We start from the raw sequence: 17039 nt of genomic DNA, 5'->3' as shown, positions 1-17039 counted from the left end.
GAGCTTATGTTATACATAAGATAAAAGCTAGTATGCGATTGATACTAGCTTTTATATGAATAAATGGCGGAGCGGACGGGGCTCGAACCCGCGACCCCCGGCGTGACAGGCCGGTATTCTAACCAACTGAACTACCGCTCCAGGTAGTGGCGTCCCCTAGGGGATTCGAACCCCTGTACCCACCGTGAAAGGGTGGTGTCCTAGGCCTCTAGACGAAGGGGACCAAGAACTAAAGAAAGCTATATTAGCATTAATTCAAATATCTTGTAAAGAATTTGACTCAATTAAACTTGTTTTGTAGTTTTTCTGTAAAAGAAACCCAATAACAATAATCCAATAACAACTATAAAAATTCCCCAGTCACCAATGCGAGAATAAATGGTGAATCCTGTTCTACCTTGCACTAAGACATCTAAAACACCTGTAGTTTCATATGGCAGAGAAGCTAGTACTTTACCATTGTGGTCTATATGGGCAGTAGCTCCTGTATTAGTCGCTCTTACGATAGGTCTAGCTGTTTCTCTAGCTCTAACTTTAGACATTTCAAGATGCTGGCCTAGGGCGGAACTATTTCCAAACCACATTAGATTACTTGCGTTATAGAGAATTGTGGCACCTGGATTTCCGTTTTTATCAAAAAGTGAGGCTAATAACTCCTGACCGAAAATATCTTCGTAGCAGATATTAGCGGCAATAGACTGACCATTAATCACAAAATTATTCTGACGGTAAGAACCTGGACTGAAATCAATAAACGGTAGTCCAATCATATTCACAAACCAACGAACATAACTTGGAACAACCTCACCAAATGGCACTAAATGTTTTTTATCATATCTTGCTAAATTAGCAGGGTTATTTGTTTCGTATAAAGATAGAAGTTCGGTGTCTTTATTTACTAGCACCAAACTATTATGCAATTTAAATGGATAGGTAGAATCAGAATTTGCATTAGGGTTATCTACTTCGTAATTTAATCCAACAATATATTGGGCTTCAGTTTGGTTGGCTATAGAAAGCAGCTTTATCCAAAATGTTGGAGGCAGATTTTTATGAGCAGTGGGGATTATGCTTTCTGAAAATAACACAATCTCAGGAGGTTGGTTTTGAGAGCCAGCAGGCAACATCGCTAACTCTAGATTATGATTAATAATAGTCTCAAGATTTAGTGGATTGTATTTAATATCTTGGACAATATTACTTTGCACAAGTCTTACAGAAACTAAGTTGCCGTATGGTTTAGACCATTGGATTGTATTGAGAATAATGCAAGACAAAAGAATCGAAATAATACCAAATTGAGCAAATCGCACCTCTTTTTTAATCTCTTTGCGTAAGGCCCACTGAGCGATAAAAGCAGAAAGTAGGGAGGCTATAAAGCTCATTCCATATGAGCCAAAAATAGGGGCCCATGCTCCTATCGGGCTTTGTGCATGAGCATAAGCTAAATTAAGCCACGGAAAACCAGTGAGCAAATATCCTCTTATTAATTCTGCTACTGTCCAGGATGAAGCGAAAATTATTGGAGCTAAAAATCCTGTGAAATTACGGTATCCAATTTTGCGATATATGAATATTGCAAGAACTGGAAATAAAGAGAGGAATGCTGCAAATAATATTACTATTGCCCAAGCTACCGCAGGATAAATGTATCCAAAACCGTGGACACTGTTATATATCCAATAAAGTCCGAAGGAAAAGTAGGCAAGCGAAAAAGCGAATGTTTTAAGATAATTTCTTTTCGGGCCATAAAAAATAAGTATTACAGCTAGGGTGAAAGTTATTAGCTGAATCGGTCCAAGTGCAAATTCAGGTAGTAGACCAGCAGAAAAGCTCTGTGCATGCAGAGCTCCCAAAAAAAATAGAATAATTAATTTCATTAGTTAGCTAATAATTCATTTTCTGAGTCATGAACAATTGGAACTCGACGTACATGAATCCACAAAGCTTGCTTCTCATCAGCTTTAAGAACTTTAAATTTCAAATCCTTATATTGATAAGTGTCATTTCTCTTTGGAATTTCATCAAGTTCAGAAGCGAGCAAACCACCCAAAGTTTCATAATTATCTTCAGGTAAATCGCAGCCCAATACATCATTCAAATGACGAATTTCGCTTATGCCCTTCACGCGCCAGCTATGCTCCGTCTCTGAAAATATAGTTTGTTCAGCTTCCTCGTCGTATTCGTCTTCGATATCGCCGACAATTTGTTCAAGCACATCTTCCATAGTTACAAGGCCAGTGATTGTACCGTATTCATCAACTACGATGGCAATGTGATTCCTTGTCGATTTAAATTCTTGAAGAAGCTTACTAAGAAGTATGGTTTCAGGAACAAATAGTGCAGGTCTAACAAGTCCTCGAATTACTTGATTTTTGGTATTGAAATAACGAAGAACATCTTTTGCTAGAAGTATGCCGATAATATTATCCCGCTCCCCATCAAAGACAGGAAATCTCGAGTGCGAAGTTTCATTTATATATCGCACTATATCTGGCAATGATCTGTTTATATCAATCACGTCCATCTTCGACCTAGAGACCATAATATCGTTGGCCATTTTTTCAGAAAATGAAAAAGAGCCAAGCATCATCTTAAGGGTGTGCTCGTCGATAATAGAATGTTTATGGGCCTGATTTAGGATTTCGTGAATGTCTTCTCTATCTTCTGGTTCGTGTTGAAGACTGAATAAGCCTTTGAGTTTTTGTACTAGGCGTTTACCGAAAGAACGGTGAATTTTTTTTTGTGGTCGTCTGTGCGACGGATATGGTTCAGTTGACATCTCTTTGACGTCGAGTTAAAGGAAGTTTAAGAATAACCTAAATTTAGTGACAATGGGGGAAAACTGGATATTTTTAGCAATCTAATTATATGGATGAGGGAATCCAAACGACATGACTAACTCAGATTCGAGGGTTTCCATTTGCATTGCCATCTGTTCATCTATATGGTCAAAGCCACATGCGTGTAAAACACCATGAATCACCAAATGGCATGCGTGCTGTGTTGTTGTTTTGCCTTGCTCTAAAGCTTCACGCAATAACACCTCCTTGCATATCACAATATCAGCTCTTAGAACATCTAGTGCATCGACTCCATAGTCAAAGGTAAGTATATTGGGTACGTAATCTTTAGACCGATAGGTCTTATTTAATTCTTGAGCTTCTAATGCATCTACAAATCTTAAATTAATTTGGGCCGATTCAAATTCAAAATATTCGTGAGCTTTTTTAAGAGCTTTTAATACCCATGAACGAATGGTTTGACGTTTTAATTCCTCAAATGGCACGACATACTGTACAGATAGATTAAGCATGGCTATTTGTCAGATTTATATTTTTCGTGATATGCATATGCCTCCACGATTCTAGCAACTAAATGATGTCGCACAACATCACGGCTCGTAAAATGAGTAAAAGTAATGCCTTCCACTTTTTTAAGAACGCCCAATGCATGGGTTAGACCGCTTCTTTGACCTCGCTGCAAGTCGACTTGACTCGGATCGCCCGTAATTACTGCTTTACTTCCAAATCCAATGCGAGTCAAAAACATCTTCATCTGTTCTGGCAATGTATTCTGAGCCTCATCCAAAATTACGAAAGCTCGATTTAATGTTCTTCCTCGCATATATGCAAGAGGTGCAATTTCTATAATTTGCTTTTCGAAAAGTTTTTGAACTTTATCAAATCCCATTAAGTCATATAGGGCGTCATACAAAGGTCTTAGGTAAGGGTCTACCTTGCTTGCTAAATCGCCCGGAAGAAATCCTAATCTTTCACCTGCTTCAACCGCTGGTCTTGTTAGAATAATTCTCTCGACTTGATCTCTTTCCAAAGCATCGACGGCACAAGCCACTGCAAGCCATGTTTTTCCTGTACCTGCAGGCCCAACACCAAAGCTAATATCATTATGCAAAATTTTATGGATATATTCTTTTTGTCTAGGTGTTCTAGGTTTAAGGTCTTTTTTYCTAGTTCTTAGAAAATAAAGTTCATTTTCATCGGTGATAGAAAGTTCTGTGGAAGTATCATCTAATTCTTCTTCATAATAATTTGAAAAATGACTATCACTAACAGGTATGTTTGGGTTTGAGGTTATCTCTTCAACAAGACCCAATTGAACTTCTTCTAGATCTAATGGCTTATGACGTGCAAGACGGAAGAATTTTTCGACAACCTTTTTGCATTCATCAGCAAAGTCTCCAGTTACGATTACTCGATTACCTGAGCGTGCAACTTTTGCATTAAAAGCGGCACCTATTTGCATTAAATTCTCATCAAGAGGGCCAAGAAAATTGGCTAAATGAGTATTGTCCCCCTCAAGAGTAATATTAATGCTTTTACTCATAATTTAAACAAACTCCCCTCTAAGAGAATTGGTGTATATATCAGTAATTTTAACTGTGACCATTTGGCCAACTAGTGAATCGGGTCCTTTGAAGTTAACAATTCTATTATTTTCAGTACGTCCCATTAATTCTTCAGAGTCTCTTTTTGAGAATCCTTCAACCAATACTTTTTGATTAGTTCCAAGCATTTTTTCGCTAAATGCTCTAGCTTGTTTATTTACAAGGGCTTGTAGTCTTTGAAGTCTCTCTAACTTAACTTCATAAGGGGTATCATCAGGTAAATCTGCTGCGGGTGTGCCCGGTCTTCGTGAGTAAATAAATGAGAATGAAGTATCTATATTTAAATCTTTAATCAATTTGAGAGTAGCTTCAAAATCTTCCTCGGTTTCTCCAGGGAATCCAACAATAAAATCAGATGATAGAGTTAAATCAGGTCTGACTTTATAGAGATTTCTAACAACTGATTTATATTCAAGAGAAGTATATCCACGTTTCATGGCAGCCAAAACTCTATCACTACCAGCTTGAACTGGTAAATGAAGAAATGGAACAAGTTTTGGAAGCTTCCCGTGTGCTTCAATTAAGCGTTTAGTCATCTCTTTGGGATGAGATGTAATATAACGTATTCTTTCAACACCTGGAATTTCATGTATAAGTTCTAAAAGCATCGCAAAATCAGCGATTTCTCCTTGCTCTCCGACACTTCCGCGATAAGCATTAACGTTTTGACCAAGAAGATTGATTTCTTTTACGCCTTGATCGGCTAAATCCGCTACTTCTACTAAAACATCCTCAAGCGGTCTTGAGATTTCTTCACCCCGAGTATATGGAACAACACAGTATGAACAATATTTACTGCAGCCCTCCATAATAGATACATAAGCAGTCGGACCATTTACACGGGCAGGGGGTAAATGATCAAATTTTTCTATTTCTGGAAATGACACGTCAACTTGTGCACGTCCAGTTGACTCTTTTTGCTCAATCAGTTCAGGTAATCTGTGAAGAGTTTGTGGTCCGAAAACTATATCCACATAAGGGGCTCTTTGAAGAATAGTGGCACCTTCTTGGCTTGCAACACATCCTCCCACACCGATAAGTAAATCGGGTTTTTTCTTTTTCAGTAAATTTATACGACCTAAATCAGAAAAAACCTTCTCCTGTGCCTTCTCTCTAATAGAACATGTATTAAGCAAGATAACATCTGCTTCTTCAGGATTGTCGGTTAGTTCCAAACCTTTTTCTGCATTTAAAACGTCGGCCATCTTTTCTGAATCGTACTCATTCATCTGGCAGCCAAAAGTCTTAATGTATAGTTTTTTAGCGTGAGCAGGAAAATGAATCGGCTTTTCTTCAATAAATTGATTAGCCGATTCTGCTTTAGTTGACCGTTTTAAATTAACTTCTTGCATCAGTTAGGGTACTAATTGTTCGTCAGTTTGTTTCTTAACAGGTTTAACCATGTCTTCTCTTTTGATACCTAGCCACATAGCGACAGCTGCTGCTACGAAAATAGAAGAATAAATACCAAACCAAATACCTATGGTTAAGGCCAGTGAAAAGTAGTGTAGGGACGGACCACCCAAGAAGAACATAGAAAGTACCATAATCTGAGTAGATCCGTGAGTAATTATAGTTCTTGATATGGTTTGAGTAATAGAACTATTAATAATCTCAACTACTGAAGCTTTTCTTTGCTTTCGGAAATTCTCACGTATCCTATCCATAACAACTACAGATTCGTTCACTGAGTAACCCAACACTGCGAGAATTGCAGCTAGTACAGTAAGAGAAAATTCCCACTGGAAGAATGCAAAAAACCCAAGGATTATTATGACATCATGAACATTTGCCACAACACCAGAAATAGAGAATTTCCATTCGAATCGAAATGCCAAATATACGCATATACCAACAATTACAAAGAAAAATGCTAGTAACCCATTTGTATAAAGTTCATTACCGATTTGAGGACCTACAAACTCTACCCGAGTCAAAGAAACACTAGGATCTTGAGATTTAAGAGCAGATAATATTTCCTGACTTTGTTGAGTGGTATTTTTTCCTTCAACAATAGGTAAGCGAATTAATACATCTTCAGCAGAACCAAAGTTCTGAACTTGAAAGTCGGAATACAATCCTCCGATTGATTTACGAATACCTTCTAGATCGGCAGGCTTATCGTATTTCGCTTCAACGAGAGTACCACCCGTAAATTCAATAGAAAGGTTAAAACCCCTAGTAGCAATAAAGAAAACTGCCAGCAAAAATAAAACCAGACTGATTATATTTAGAATCAGTGCATGCTTCATAAAAGGGATGGTTTTATGTATTTTGAAAAATTCCATATTTGTCCCCTATGCCTTTAATTCTTTATTATTTTTAGGTTTCCATACAGTACCGATGGAAATGCTTTTGAGTTTTTTCTTGCGTCCATACCAAAGATTAACAAGTGCTCTAACTCCTACAACAGCAGAGAACATGGAAGTCAAAATACCTAATACGTGCACAACTGCAAATCCACGAATTGGGCCTGGGCCGCTAAATGCTAATAATGCTAGACCCACGATTAGAGACGTAATGTTAGAGTCAAATATCGTACCCCATGCTTTTTCAAAACCTATATTTATAGCCTGTTGAGGGTTTGCTCCTTCACGAAGTTCCTCACGAATCCTCTCATTAATTAGCACGTTGGCGTCAATGGCCATACCTAAGGTGAGGGCAATCGCTGCAATACCTGGCAATGTCAATGTCGCTTGTATCAATGAAAGTACTGCAATCAGTAAAAGTACGTTAAACGCTAGCCCTATCGTAGAAAACACACCGATTAAACGATAATACATAATCATAAAAACAGCGATAATCAAAAATCCAACCCAAGTTGAGCGGAAGCCTTTTCTAATATTTTCTTCACCTAAACTAGGGCCGATAGTCCTCTCTTCAATAATGCTCATGGGAGCTGCCAAAGAACCAGCTCTAAGTAGTAATGCAATATCAGCTGCTTCGGTCGGAGTCATATTCCCTGAAATCTGAACTTGACCATTAGGTATTTCGTCTCGAATAACAGGGGCGGTTACAACTTGACCCTTGCCTTTTTCGAATAATACAATGGCCATTCTTTTATTGATATTGTCTCGAGTTACATCTCTAAAAATACGAGAGCCCTTGCTATCTAAAGTAAGATTTACTGTTGGGATTTGTTTTTGAGGATCTCTACCCGATTGAGCATCTTCTAAGTTTTCTCCAGTAAGAATAACTTGACGACGCAGTAGAATATCCCTCCCGTCGCTGTCTTTGAATCTCTCTAAACCAAATGGCACTACTCCAGATGAGAGAGAGGCTAGCGCGTTAGGGCTATCATCTACTAAACGCAACTCCAAAGTTGCGGTCCTACCTAATATATCTTTTGCCTTTGCGATATCCTGCACACCAGGAAGTTGTACAACAATACGATCATTTCCTTGTTGTTGAATAATAGGCTCTGCTACGCCAAGCTCATTAATCCTATTATGTAGGGTAACGATATTTTGTTTTAAAGCCGTATCCTGTACTCTATCAATTTCAGTTGGGGATATTGAATTAACTAATACAAATTTACCGCCCGTTTCTGATAGTTCAGAAGTTAACTCAGGTAGTCTTTTTCGAATAATACTTTGAGCCTTTGCGGCCTGTTCTTCAGAAGAAAATACCGCTTTAATCTCAGTTCCCTCTAATTGGATAGATTCAAATGAAACCTTTCCGTCTCTAAGAAAGGTGCGCAATTCCGTAGTCAATGAGTTGTATCTAGAATTCAATGCACCCTTCATGTCCACTTGAAGTAGGAAATGCACACCGCCTCGCAAATCTAGACCTAATGCCATAGGATTAGCCCCTAATGAAGTGAGCCAAGTTGGAGTCGCTGACAATAAATTAAGGGCTACAACATAGTTAGGTTCTTCTGGGTTCGGATTTAAAGCCTTCTCTAAAACGCCCCTAGCTTGAATCTGCTCATTTGGACTGTTAAATCTTATCCTAATAGTATTGTTGTTAGGGCCATTAGCTTGAATAACAGAATTCTCAAACGGAATATTCGCTTGCTTTAGAGTTTGCTCAGCGAAGTTAAGTAAGTTTTGGTCAACTTTCTTAGTTACATTAGTACTTGAAATTTGTACAGCTACTGTTTGTCCAAATATATTTGGCAATGTATACGTGAGGCCAAACAATAATGCAAATAGGACAATTAAATATTTCCAAAGAGGGTAACGATTCATTCTTATAGATCTTTGATAGTGCCTTTAGGTAAAACTGCAGCTACAGCTACACGTTGAAGAAGAATTTCTGCAGGTTGCTCACCTTTGCTTATATCTAAAGTGATATAGTTGTCGGTAATGTGGGTTACTTTTCCTAAAATACCACCAGTAGTAATTACTTCATGTCCTACAGCTAGAGACTCAACCATTTTGCGGTGTTCTTTTTGACGTTTCATTTGAGGTCTAACAAGTAAAAACCACAACACACCAAACATCAAAATCATTGGAAGTAGGCCTGTAATAGTGCCTGCCAGTGATTGGTTTGCAGGTGCTGCCGCTTGATTAAAAGTAGCAATCAGTAAGTCGTTAAACATTAAATTCTCCGTTATTTTTTATATCGTTAACCGTATATTGTAGCCTTTTTGTAATTATTCAATGCCCCTAGCTCGGTCTTCGTGGAATTTAGCCACCCACTCTGTAAAAGAGCCTAATTCTATGGCTTCTCGCATCTCTTTCATAATATGTAAATAAAACATTAAATTATGAATTGTATTTAGACGAGATCCGCTTATTTCGTTTGTTTTTTGTAGATGATGAAGATATGCACGACTAAATTTACTACTTGTATTAGGTGGCAATGACGGGTCGACCGGTCGCATATCATCTTTGTAACGTGCGTTGCGAATTTTTAGATCCCCGTATCTAGTGAACAATGTTCCATTTCTTGCGTTTCTTGTAGGCATAACGCAATCAAACATATCTATCCCATGTGCAACACCATAGACTAAATCCTCAGGAGTCCCAACACCCATCAAATATCTAGGTGCATCTTCAGGTAGCTGATGTGCTAAAAATTCAATAATGCGGTTCATTTCTTCTTTGGGTTCCCCCACGGACAAGCCCCCTATGGCGTATCCATGAAATCCTATTTCTTTTAGACCGTGAAGGGATTCAATCCTTAAATCATCATACATTCCACCTTGCACAATACCAAACAAAGCATTTGGGTTTCGTAGCTCTTCAAAAGCAGTTTTAGATCTTTTAGCCCATCTTAGGGACATACGCATAGATTTAGCAGCCTCCTCGTGAGTAGCTGGTCTATCTTTAATTAAATAGGGGGTACACTCATCGAACACCATAACAATATCAGAATTCAATGACTTTTGAATTCTCATAGACTCTTCTGGAGTAAGGAATAATTTTGCTCCGTCAATTGGAGATGAAAATTTAACGCCTTCCTCATATATTTTGCTTCTTAAGTCTGAGAGACTAAATACTTGAAACCCACCTGAATCCGTCAAAATAGGCTGATCCCAATTCATAAATCCATGCAAGCCGCCATGTTTTTCAATTACTTCAGTACCTGGTCTAAGCCATAGATGAAAAGTATTTCCCAATATAACTTGAGAGCCCACTTCCTTTAAATCACTTGGAAGCATGGCTTTAACACATCCATAAGTGCCAACAGGCATAAACATAGGTGTCTGAACAGCACCATGGTTTAAAGTCATGGTTGCTCTTCTAGCTTTGCCTTGTGTTTTTAAAACTTCAAATTTAAATTTTGATTCAAGCATAATTATTAGAAATTAGGTTCGATATACATGGCATCGCCATAACTGAAAAATCTGTATTCTGCTTCAACAGCATGCTTATAAACTTTGTGCATGGTTTCAAAACCCATCCAGCTTGCAACTAACATAAGCAATGTTGATTCTGGCAAATGAAAATTAGTAATCATCCCATCAATCACAAGAGGTTCATAACCAGGAGTAATAAATAATTTTGTATCACCTGTGAATGGCTTAGGAGCACCTTCTTCGGTCATTCCAGCCAATGCAGCTGCAGACTCAATCGCTCTCACACTTGTAGTACCTACTGCAATTACACGACCTCCTGATTTCCTGCATTCAGCAATAGCATCGCACGTCTCAGACGTAACTTCAAACCACTCAGAATGCATCACATGGTCATTTAGGTCACTAGTAATCACTGGCTTAAAAGTACCAGAACCAACATGCAATGTGACCATAGTCTCTTGAACTCCAAGTGACTTAATTTCTTCTAAAAGCTTATCATCGAAGTGCAAACCGGCTGTTGGTGCAGCAATAGCTCCTTCTCTAGAAGCATATACAGTTTGATACCGCTCATAATCAAATTCATCTGGATTATGCTTTATATATGGTGGCAATGGTAACTGTCCTATCCTCTCTAACACTTCCATCACTGGTTCTGAAAATTCCAATGTAAATTCATCTGAATCTTGCTCAACTACTAGTGCTTGCACACCTTCTCCAAATAGCAAATTAGATCCATTTTGTGGTCTTTTGCTAAATCGCAAATGAACAACGGCTCGATTTGGGCTTACAACTCTTTCTATCAAACACTCAATTTTTCCGCCTGTTGACTTTTGACCAAATAATCTGGCCTTAATTACACGAGTATTATTAAAAATTAGAAGGTCGTTTATTCTTAATAAGCTTTTTATTTGTGGAAATGCCAAGTCGGCCCACGTTCCATCTGGCTTAACGTGGAGCAATCTACTTTCAGTTCTATGTTTTGTAGGTCTTTGAGCAATTCTTTCTGGAGGAAGTTCGTAGAAAAAATCCTCCTTTTTATAGACATTTTTATACATTTTTAACCCTAATGAATCCTAAATTATAAATTAGATGAATGGATTGCTCGTGATAAAATAACGCAAATTTTTAGAGGAATTTTACATGGCAGTTCATGAAATTAAGCACCCTTTAGTTCAGCACAAAATTGGACTTATGCGTAATGTAGATTTAGATACTAAGAGTTTTCGTGAGCTTGCAGAAGAAATAGCCATTTTGCTAACTTATGAAGCTACAAGAGACTGCCTTTTAGAAGATTGTGAAGTCTCAGGGTGGTGTGGTCCTGTAAGTACTAAAAAATTAGCAGGTAAGAAAGTAACAGTTGTGCCTATTTTAAGAGCTGGTATTGGTATGCTTAATGGCGTATTAAGTCTTATACCAAGCGCTAAAGTTTCAGCCATTGGCATAGCAAGAAATGAAGAAACTCTAGAAGCTGCCACCTACCTTAAAAAATTAGTAGGTGATTTAGACCAGAGATTCGCTTTAATAATTGACCCTATGTTAGCTACTGGTGGCACATTAATAGCTGCTATTGATATGCTTAAGGCTATGGGTTGTAGAGAAATTCGTGTATTAACTCTTGTTAGTGCTCCTGAAGGTATTGAACGAGTTATTAGCAAACACCCTGATATTGATATCTTTACTGCATCTATTGATGAGAAGCTTAATGAGCACGGATATATTATTCCAGGATTAGGAGATGCTGGGGATAGAATATTTGGAACTCGTCAAAAAGAAGATTGAGTAATTTTTTGTCTATTACTTGTCATATTCTGTAACATTTAACCTCGCATTGTAATAATTTTTCACTACTTGAAGGTTTATCATTAGACTTTACGGGCTAATCACAGCCAAAAACTATTGGGAGAATACTATGTCAACTAAAAATGACGCAAGCAAAACTGAAGAAGAAATGTTAGATGCTCTACGTAAAACTGTAGCTGATGCTGAAGGTTTACTTAAAGAAGCAACTAAAGAAACTGGAAAAAAAGCTGAGGAAATTCGTATGAAAGTTAAAGATCTTCTTTCTAATGCTCAATCTGCATTTGAAGAAGGCAAACAAAAAGTTGTTGATACTACTCGTGATGCAGTTAAGAAAACTGATGACTACGTTCAAGATAATCCTTGGCGTGCAGTAGGTACTGTTGGTGTTGCTGCTCTTCTTTTAGGTATTATCATCGGCCGCAAATAATTCGTTGGTACCTCACATTAATTTTCCCCTAAGCAGGTGGGGAAACCCATCTGCTTTTTACTCTATCAAAATCAAAATTATGCATTTACGTCAAACTATCGCTCAGCTAATTAATAGCTTCATAACTTACACCGAAACTAGGGGTAAGATTTTTGGTGTTGAACTTACTCAAGCAAGAGCACAGGTGACTCAAGCATTGGTTTGGGGAGTTGCATCTTTAATTTTTGCATTATTAGGTCTTACTCTCCTATCTTTTGCGATAATTCTCCTTACTTGGGAGACTGAATATCGTAATTGGGTAGTTTGCTTGTTACCTATTCTATATTTTGTGATAGCTTATATTGCAATTAATAGAGTTAGTGCTTTAATTAAAGCTCCAACTTTTGAGTACACGATTAAAACATTAAAAGAAGATGTGGAATATTTTAAGGATCATCCTGAATTTCCAACATCTATGGATATTCTGACTTCAGACGGAGGAAAGATAAATGGATAATAAAGCCAAACTCGAAGCATTAGCAGTTCAGGCTAATATCGATCGTCGTCAAGTAGTTAATGGGTTTTATAAATTAAGAGATAATCTTGATCCTGAAGTTATTGCAGACTATGTAATGGCACGTGGTAGAAATTTAGTTTCCTCAGCTCTTCCAGATGCTTCAGGTGCGTTTTCTTGGTTAGGTAGAAATCCACGTATAAGTGTTGGAATAGCTAAAGGTCTACTAAATTTAGCTAAAACTAAAAATCGTCTTCTAAGAACAGTTGCACTTGGTGTTGCATCTTGGTTTATCTCTAAACGCTTTAAATAAACTACTATATATGGCTCCTATTAGGAGCCATATTTATTTTAGTCAAAGATTTCTGGCCACAATTTATCAATTTTCTTTTTCACCGATTCATCCATAATAATCGGTCTTCCCCATTCTCTATCGGTTTCTCCTGGCCATTTATTAGTGGCGTCAATTCCTAGTTTGCCACCTAATCCAGAAACAGGGGAGGCAAAATCAAGATAGTCAATCGGAGTGTTTTCAACCATTACAGCATCTCTTACTGGGTCCATACGTGTACTAACAGCCCAGATTACTTCTTTCCAGTCCCTAGTATCTACATCCTCATCTACCACAATAATAAATTTCGTGTACATAAATTGCCTTAAAACACTCCATATCCCGAACATTACCCTTTTAGCATGGCCAGCATATTGTTTTCTAATCGATACGACAGCAACACGATAACTACATCCCTCTGGTGGGAGGTAGAAATCAATAATTTCTGGAAAAGTTTTCTGGAGCAATGGAATAAACACCTCATTTAGAGCTAATCCTAATACAGCGGGTTCATCAGGTGGTTTACCTGTGTATGTGCTGTGATAGATTGGATTTTCACGCATAGTGATTCTATCCACAGTAAAGACAGGAAACCATTCTTGCTCGTTATAGTAACCAGTGTGATCTCCATAAGGTCCTTCAAGTGCCATTTCATAGTCATAGCCATCTAAAACATACTCTTCGCAAGCATTAGGATGAGAAGTTGGCAATATATGACCTTCCAATACAATCTCAGCACTTGCTGGGACTTGTAGATCATTTCCAATTGATTTTGAAAGTTCAGTTCTTGAGCCTCTTAAAAGGCCTGCAAATTGATATTCTGATAGGCTATCTGGGATTGGCGTAACAGCAGCAAGAATAGTTGCTGGGTCCGCACCTAAAGCCACACTTATTGGAAATGGTTGTCCAGGATTGGCGATTCTAAAATCACGAAAATCTAAAGCACCACCTCTGTGGTCCATCCATCTCATAATCAGTTTATTACGGCCTAAAAGTTGCTGCCTATAAATGCCAATATTTTGCCGTTTTGCACGAGGACCTTTAGTAATGACTAATCCCCAGGTAATAAGGGGTGCAATATCACCTGGCCAACATGTTTGAATTGGAAGGCTCTCAAGATCAACTTCATCGCCCTCAAGAACGATTTGCTGACATTCAGGCTTTGAAATTTTCTTAGCTTGCATATCCCATAAAGCAGATTTCAACATAGACACTTTGCTAAAAGCATCTTTCAAACCGCTAGGAGCCTGAGGTTCTCTTAAATCAGACAAAAGAATGCCAACATCACGCAACGCAGAAAGATCCTCAGCACCCATACCCCAAGCTACTCTTTCAGGGGTGCCAAATAAATTTGTAAGAATAGGCATTTTTGCTGGTTTAGAATTATGTGCTGCATTATGAAAAATAAGTGCGGGACCACCATTGCGTAAACACCTATCACTGATTTCTGTTATTTCAAGATTTGTAGAAACTGTGGTGTTAATATTCTTTAACGCATTTCGTTTTTCAAGTTGATTTAAAAAATCGCGTAAATCTTTATATTTCATATTTATACTTAGTAACTTTTAGATTTCTCTATATTAATTGAAATCATGCGCAGAAGGGATTTTTTTAAATTCGGTAAGAAAGGAATTGTTCCCAAAACAAATTGGGAAATGTTTTTACATAGAGTTCAGAGACTTACATTTTCGGACATTAAATTAATAGACACTGAACTTCAAATTGCATGCATAGAAATCAAAAATCCTAATCTAGCTCAAACATTAATCTCTATTTGTGCTGATCACCAAGTGGCTTTTTTATACGACAAATTGGTAGATATTGATTCTGTGTCTGGTAGGCCTATTTTGTTGGTTAAAGTAAATAACAATTCCACTCCAGATTTTGTTTCAGAGGGTGTATGTGTTGCAGATTTCACTTGTCTTTGTGGTGATTTATTTGAAAAAGGCTTTAACCAGTTTGAGTTTGTTCCACCTGAACTTAATCTAAGCCAGTGGTTTAATGAACCTTCATTTCACGACTCTAGACCATATTATTCAATCACATCTGGACTAATGGAGATTGATACTATTTTTTCTAACGCAATGACAGCTCGCTTAGGCGGATTTGGTTTGAATTCTAATATTGCTTTAGGAAATGCATTACTTAATAAAAGCATCCCCGAATTATTTAAAATTTCACAAACTTTTGAAGTAACAGAATTATTAGTTAGTCCAGTTTGGCCTGATGAATTGCGATTTGATAGTCTATTTAAAAATATATCCGATATAAATCTTTGCAGAGTGTTTTTAGGTCAAAGGGGTTCATATATCTGGGGGCAGAGATTTTATATAAAGGCATTGCCACCTAAAAAGATTTCCCCTAAAAATATAGTAACCAGCGAGGATGAGGAGCAAGAATTCAAGATAAATCCCATAGATTTAATGGAGTTGAAGGAAATTATTGATCCTCAGGGAATATTTCAATATGAAGATGAATTTTGCGAAATTCGTAACAGAATGCTTTAAAGCTATTGACATAAGGCTTATCTTGCTATTTAATTTCGAAATTACAAATTTCAGCAGTTCTCGAGGCTATAAATGGTAAAAAAAGTTGATTTCTCTAAGGTTATGTCTAAATCGGCAGAGCTCCCAGCTAGCTATTTAGAATCTAAGGATGAAATCTTTGAGGCTGCTTCAAATGCGGGCTTGTCCTGTTATGAATGTGATTGTTCGAGGGCAAGAAATCTTTCGGCTATTTTAAGAGCGATATCTAAATCGGTAGATTATCCAGTTTTCTTCGGAAAAGATTTGGATGCACTGGCAGATTGCTTAACTGAAACTTTAGATGAGCAAGAAATAGGGTATGTATTATGGTTTACTCAACTTCATACTGGTGACCCAGAACTATCTTCAGATACTAAGCAGATTATTAAGATATTAAAAGAGACTTGCAGCTACGCAAAAAAAATTAATAAGACCTTTATTTTCTTTATTGACCATGCGGGCCAACATAGTGCCCCAGAACCTGGTGTTGAGCCTGAGAGATACGCAGGTAATTTTACTGAAGACGACTCTGAATAAGTGCTAGCCACGCACTTATAGCCATAAGGCCCGCTGTCTCTGTCCTTAAAATCCTTTCCCCTAGATTAATTAATTTCGAATTAGATTTAGAAAAAAGATCTATTTCTGTCCTATCCCAACCTCCCTCGGGGCCGATGCAAATTATCGAGCTTTGAATATCATTGACTGAACTTTCCGAAATAAGTGTATTTAGAGAATCGGGTTCGGCTACAAAACATTTGCATCCACTAGAGGATTTTAAAAAATTCTCTATAGACTGCGGTTCATTAATTTTCATTAGTATGTTTCTACCACATTGCTCTGAAGCTGAGATAATGATTTTTCTCCAGTGGTCCATTTTTTTATTTAATCTATCCGGACTGATTTTTAATACTGAGCGTTTGGCAATGATTGGGTAAAATTCACTTACACCCAATTCCACGGCTTTTTCAATAACAAAATCCATCTTATCAGCAGTCGATAAAGCTTGAGCTAAGCCTAATTTAATACTTAACTCCCTTGAAATTTCAAACTTATACTCTGGTGTGAAAAAGGCATCGCCATTTATGAAGGCAATGGGACCGTGGAATTCGAGATTATTGCCATCAAAAAGAGATATTTTTGTACCTTCCTTAAGTCTAAGGGAGCGACCTGCATGAGTTGAAATTTCTTTCGGAAGCTTAGACTGAGAGCCAATTTCAAGAGGCAATGGACAAAAAAAACGGGGTGTTAGCATTAAGAGTAGTTATATTTTTCCAAGTGTTAAAATTATACGCATTATTTTGGACTCATA

Annotated in this window: 18 protein-coding genes and 2 tRNA genes; 6 read left to right on the top strand and 14 right to left on the bottom strand. The window is 37.5% G+C overall.

The window, feature by feature from the left end; translation table 11 throughout:
- Nucleotides 1–64: 64 nt before the first annotated feature.
- From TASI_RS06580 to queA, 12 genes are all read right to left on the bottom strand, one after another.
- Nucleotides 65–141 (bottom strand) — tRNA-Asp (locus TASI_RS06580).
- 6 nt (nucleotides 142–147) lie between these two features.
- Nucleotides 148–223, bottom strand: a tRNA-Glu gene (locus TASI_RS06575).
- A gap of 61 nt (nucleotides 224–284) precedes the next feature.
- A complete protein-coding gene (lnt, locus tag TASI_RS06570) occupies nucleotides 285–1880 on the bottom strand; it encodes an apolipoprotein N-acyltransferase (RefSeq protein WP_014111983.1) in 1596 nt (531 codons plus the stop codon).
- Nucleotides 1880–2782, bottom strand: coding sequence for an HlyC/CorC family transporter (locus TASI_RS06565; protein ID WP_014111982.1), 903 nt, complete (start codon nucleotides 2780–2782; stop codon nucleotides 1880–1882). Before TASI_RS06565 ends, lnt begins: the two co-directional genes overlap by 1 nt.
- Nucleotides 2783–2863: 81 nt before the next feature.
- Nucleotides 2864–3316, bottom strand: coding sequence for an rRNA maturation RNase YbeY (gene ybeY, locus TASI_RS06560; RefSeq protein ID WP_014111981.1), 453 nt, complete (start codon nucleotides 3314–3316; stop codon nucleotides 2864–2866).
- Nucleotides 3317–3318: 2 nt separating this feature from the next.
- Complete coding sequence (locus TASI_RS06555; protein WP_014111980.1) at nucleotides 3319–4347, bottom strand: PhoH family protein; 1029 nt, start codon at nucleotides 4345–4347, stop codon at nucleotides 3319–3321.
- Between the two features lie 3 nt (nucleotides 4348–4350).
- Nucleotides 4351–5760 (bottom strand): tRNA (N6-isopentenyl adenosine(37)-C2)-methylthiotransferase MiaB, encoded by a 1410-nt coding sequence (gene miaB / locus TASI_RS06550; RefSeq protein WP_014111979.1) that lies wholly within the window; start codon nucleotides 5758–5760, stop codon nucleotides 4351–4353.
- 3 nt (nucleotides 5761–5763) lie between these two features.
- Entirely contained in the window at nucleotides 5764–6696 is a 933-nt protein-coding gene (gene secF / locus TASI_RS06545; protein ID WP_014111978.1) for a protein translocase subunit SecF, read from the bottom strand.
- A gap of 9 nt (nucleotides 6697–6705) precedes the next feature.
- Nucleotides 6706–8598, bottom strand: a complete 1893-nt coding sequence (gene secD, locus TASI_RS06540) for a protein translocase subunit SecD (RefSeq protein ID WP_014111977.1) — start codon at nucleotides 8596–8598, stop codon at nucleotides 6706–6708.
- A 2-nt stretch (nucleotides 8599–8600) separates the two neighbouring features.
- The gene (gene yajC, locus TASI_RS06535) at nucleotides 8601–8951 is read right to left on the bottom strand and encodes a preprotein translocase subunit YajC (protein WP_014111976.1); all 351 of its coding nucleotides are present in this window, start codon (nucleotides 8949–8951) and stop codon (nucleotides 8601–8603) included.
- Between the two features lie 54 nt (nucleotides 8952–9005).
- On the bottom strand, nucleotides 9006–10151 hold the full coding sequence (gene tgt, locus TASI_RS06530; protein ID WP_014111975.1) for a tRNA guanosine(34) transglycosylase Tgt: 1146 nt from the start codon (nucleotides 10149–10151) through the stop codon (nucleotides 9006–9008).
- Nucleotides 10152–10156: 5 nt separating this feature from the next.
- On the bottom strand, nucleotides 10157–11209 hold the full coding sequence (queA, locus tag TASI_RS06525) for a tRNA preQ1(34) S-adenosylmethionine ribosyltransferase-isomerase QueA (protein ID WP_014111974.1): 1053 nt from the start codon (nucleotides 11207–11209) through the stop codon (nucleotides 10157–10159).
- 85 nt (nucleotides 11210–11294) lie between these two features.
- Here queA and upp point away from each other — a divergent pair, with 85 nt between their 5' ends.
- The 4 genes from upp (at nucleotide 11295) to TASI_RS06505 (ending at nucleotide 13187) form a co-directional block, all read left to right on the top strand.
- Nucleotides 11295–11933, top strand: coding sequence for a uracil phosphoribosyltransferase (gene upp, locus TASI_RS06520; protein ID WP_014111973.1), 639 nt, complete (start codon nucleotides 11295–11297; stop codon nucleotides 11931–11933).
- A 130-nt stretch (nucleotides 11934–12063) separates the two neighbouring features.
- Nucleotides 12064–12381 (top strand): ElaB/YgaM/YqjD family protein, encoded by a 318-nt coding sequence (locus TASI_RS06515; RefSeq protein ID WP_014111972.1) that lies wholly within the window; start codon nucleotides 12064–12066, stop codon nucleotides 12379–12381.
- Nucleotides 12382–12460: 79 nt separating this feature from the next.
- Entirely contained in the window at nucleotides 12461–12877 is a 417-nt protein-coding gene (locus TASI_RS06510) for a phage holin family protein (RefSeq protein ID WP_014111971.1), read from the top strand.
- Complete coding sequence (locus tag TASI_RS06505; protein ID WP_014111970.1) at nucleotides 12870–13187, top strand: hypothetical protein; 318 nt, start codon at nucleotides 12870–12872, stop codon at nucleotides 13185–13187. The genes TASI_RS06510 and TASI_RS06505 overlap by 8 nt, the downstream gene beginning before the upstream one ends.
- A 38-nt stretch (nucleotides 13188–13225) precedes the next feature.
- Here the strand turns inward: TASI_RS06505 and ubiD are convergent, their stop codons facing one another.
- Nucleotides 13226–14752: a 4-hydroxy-3-polyprenylbenzoate decarboxylase gene (gene ubiD / locus TASI_RS06500; RefSeq protein ID WP_014111969.1), complete on the bottom strand. Its 1527-nt coding sequence runs from the start codon at nucleotides 14750–14752 to the stop codon at nucleotides 13226–13228.
- Between the two features lie 108 nt (nucleotides 14753–14860).
- On the opposite strand from ubiD, the gene TASI_RS06495 reads away from it, so the two are divergent.
- Both TASI_RS06495 and TASI_RS06490 read left to right on the top strand, forming a co-directional pair.
- The gene (locus TASI_RS06495; protein WP_228359737.1) at nucleotides 14861–15712 is read left to right on the top strand and encodes a hypothetical protein; all 852 of its coding nucleotides are present in this window, start codon (nucleotides 14861–14863) and stop codon (nucleotides 15710–15712) included.
- 72 nt (nucleotides 15713–15784) lie between these two features.
- Complete coding sequence (locus tag TASI_RS06490; protein WP_014111967.1) at nucleotides 15785–16267, top strand: barstar family protein; 483 nt, start codon at nucleotides 15785–15787, stop codon at nucleotides 16265–16267.
- Here TASI_RS06490 and TASI_RS06485 read toward each other — a convergent pair.
- A complete protein-coding gene (locus TASI_RS06485; RefSeq protein ID WP_044978137.1) occupies nucleotides 16245–16982 on the bottom strand; it encodes a 16S rRNA (uracil(1498)-N(3))-methyltransferase in 738 nt (245 codons plus the stop codon). The two genes, TASI_RS06490 and TASI_RS06485, sit on opposite strands and share 23 nt — an antisense overlap.
- Nucleotides 16983–17039: the final 57 nt, after the last annotated feature.

The sequence above is a fragment of the Taylorella asinigenitalis MCE3 genome (assembly GCF_000226625.1).
Taxonomy (GTDB): Bacteria; Pseudomonadota; Gammaproteobacteria; order Burkholderiales; family Burkholderiaceae_B; genus Taylorella; species Taylorella asinigenitalis.
The sequence above is the reverse complement of the archived record's forward strand: the minus strand, read 5'-3'. Positions and strand labels throughout refer to the sequence as shown.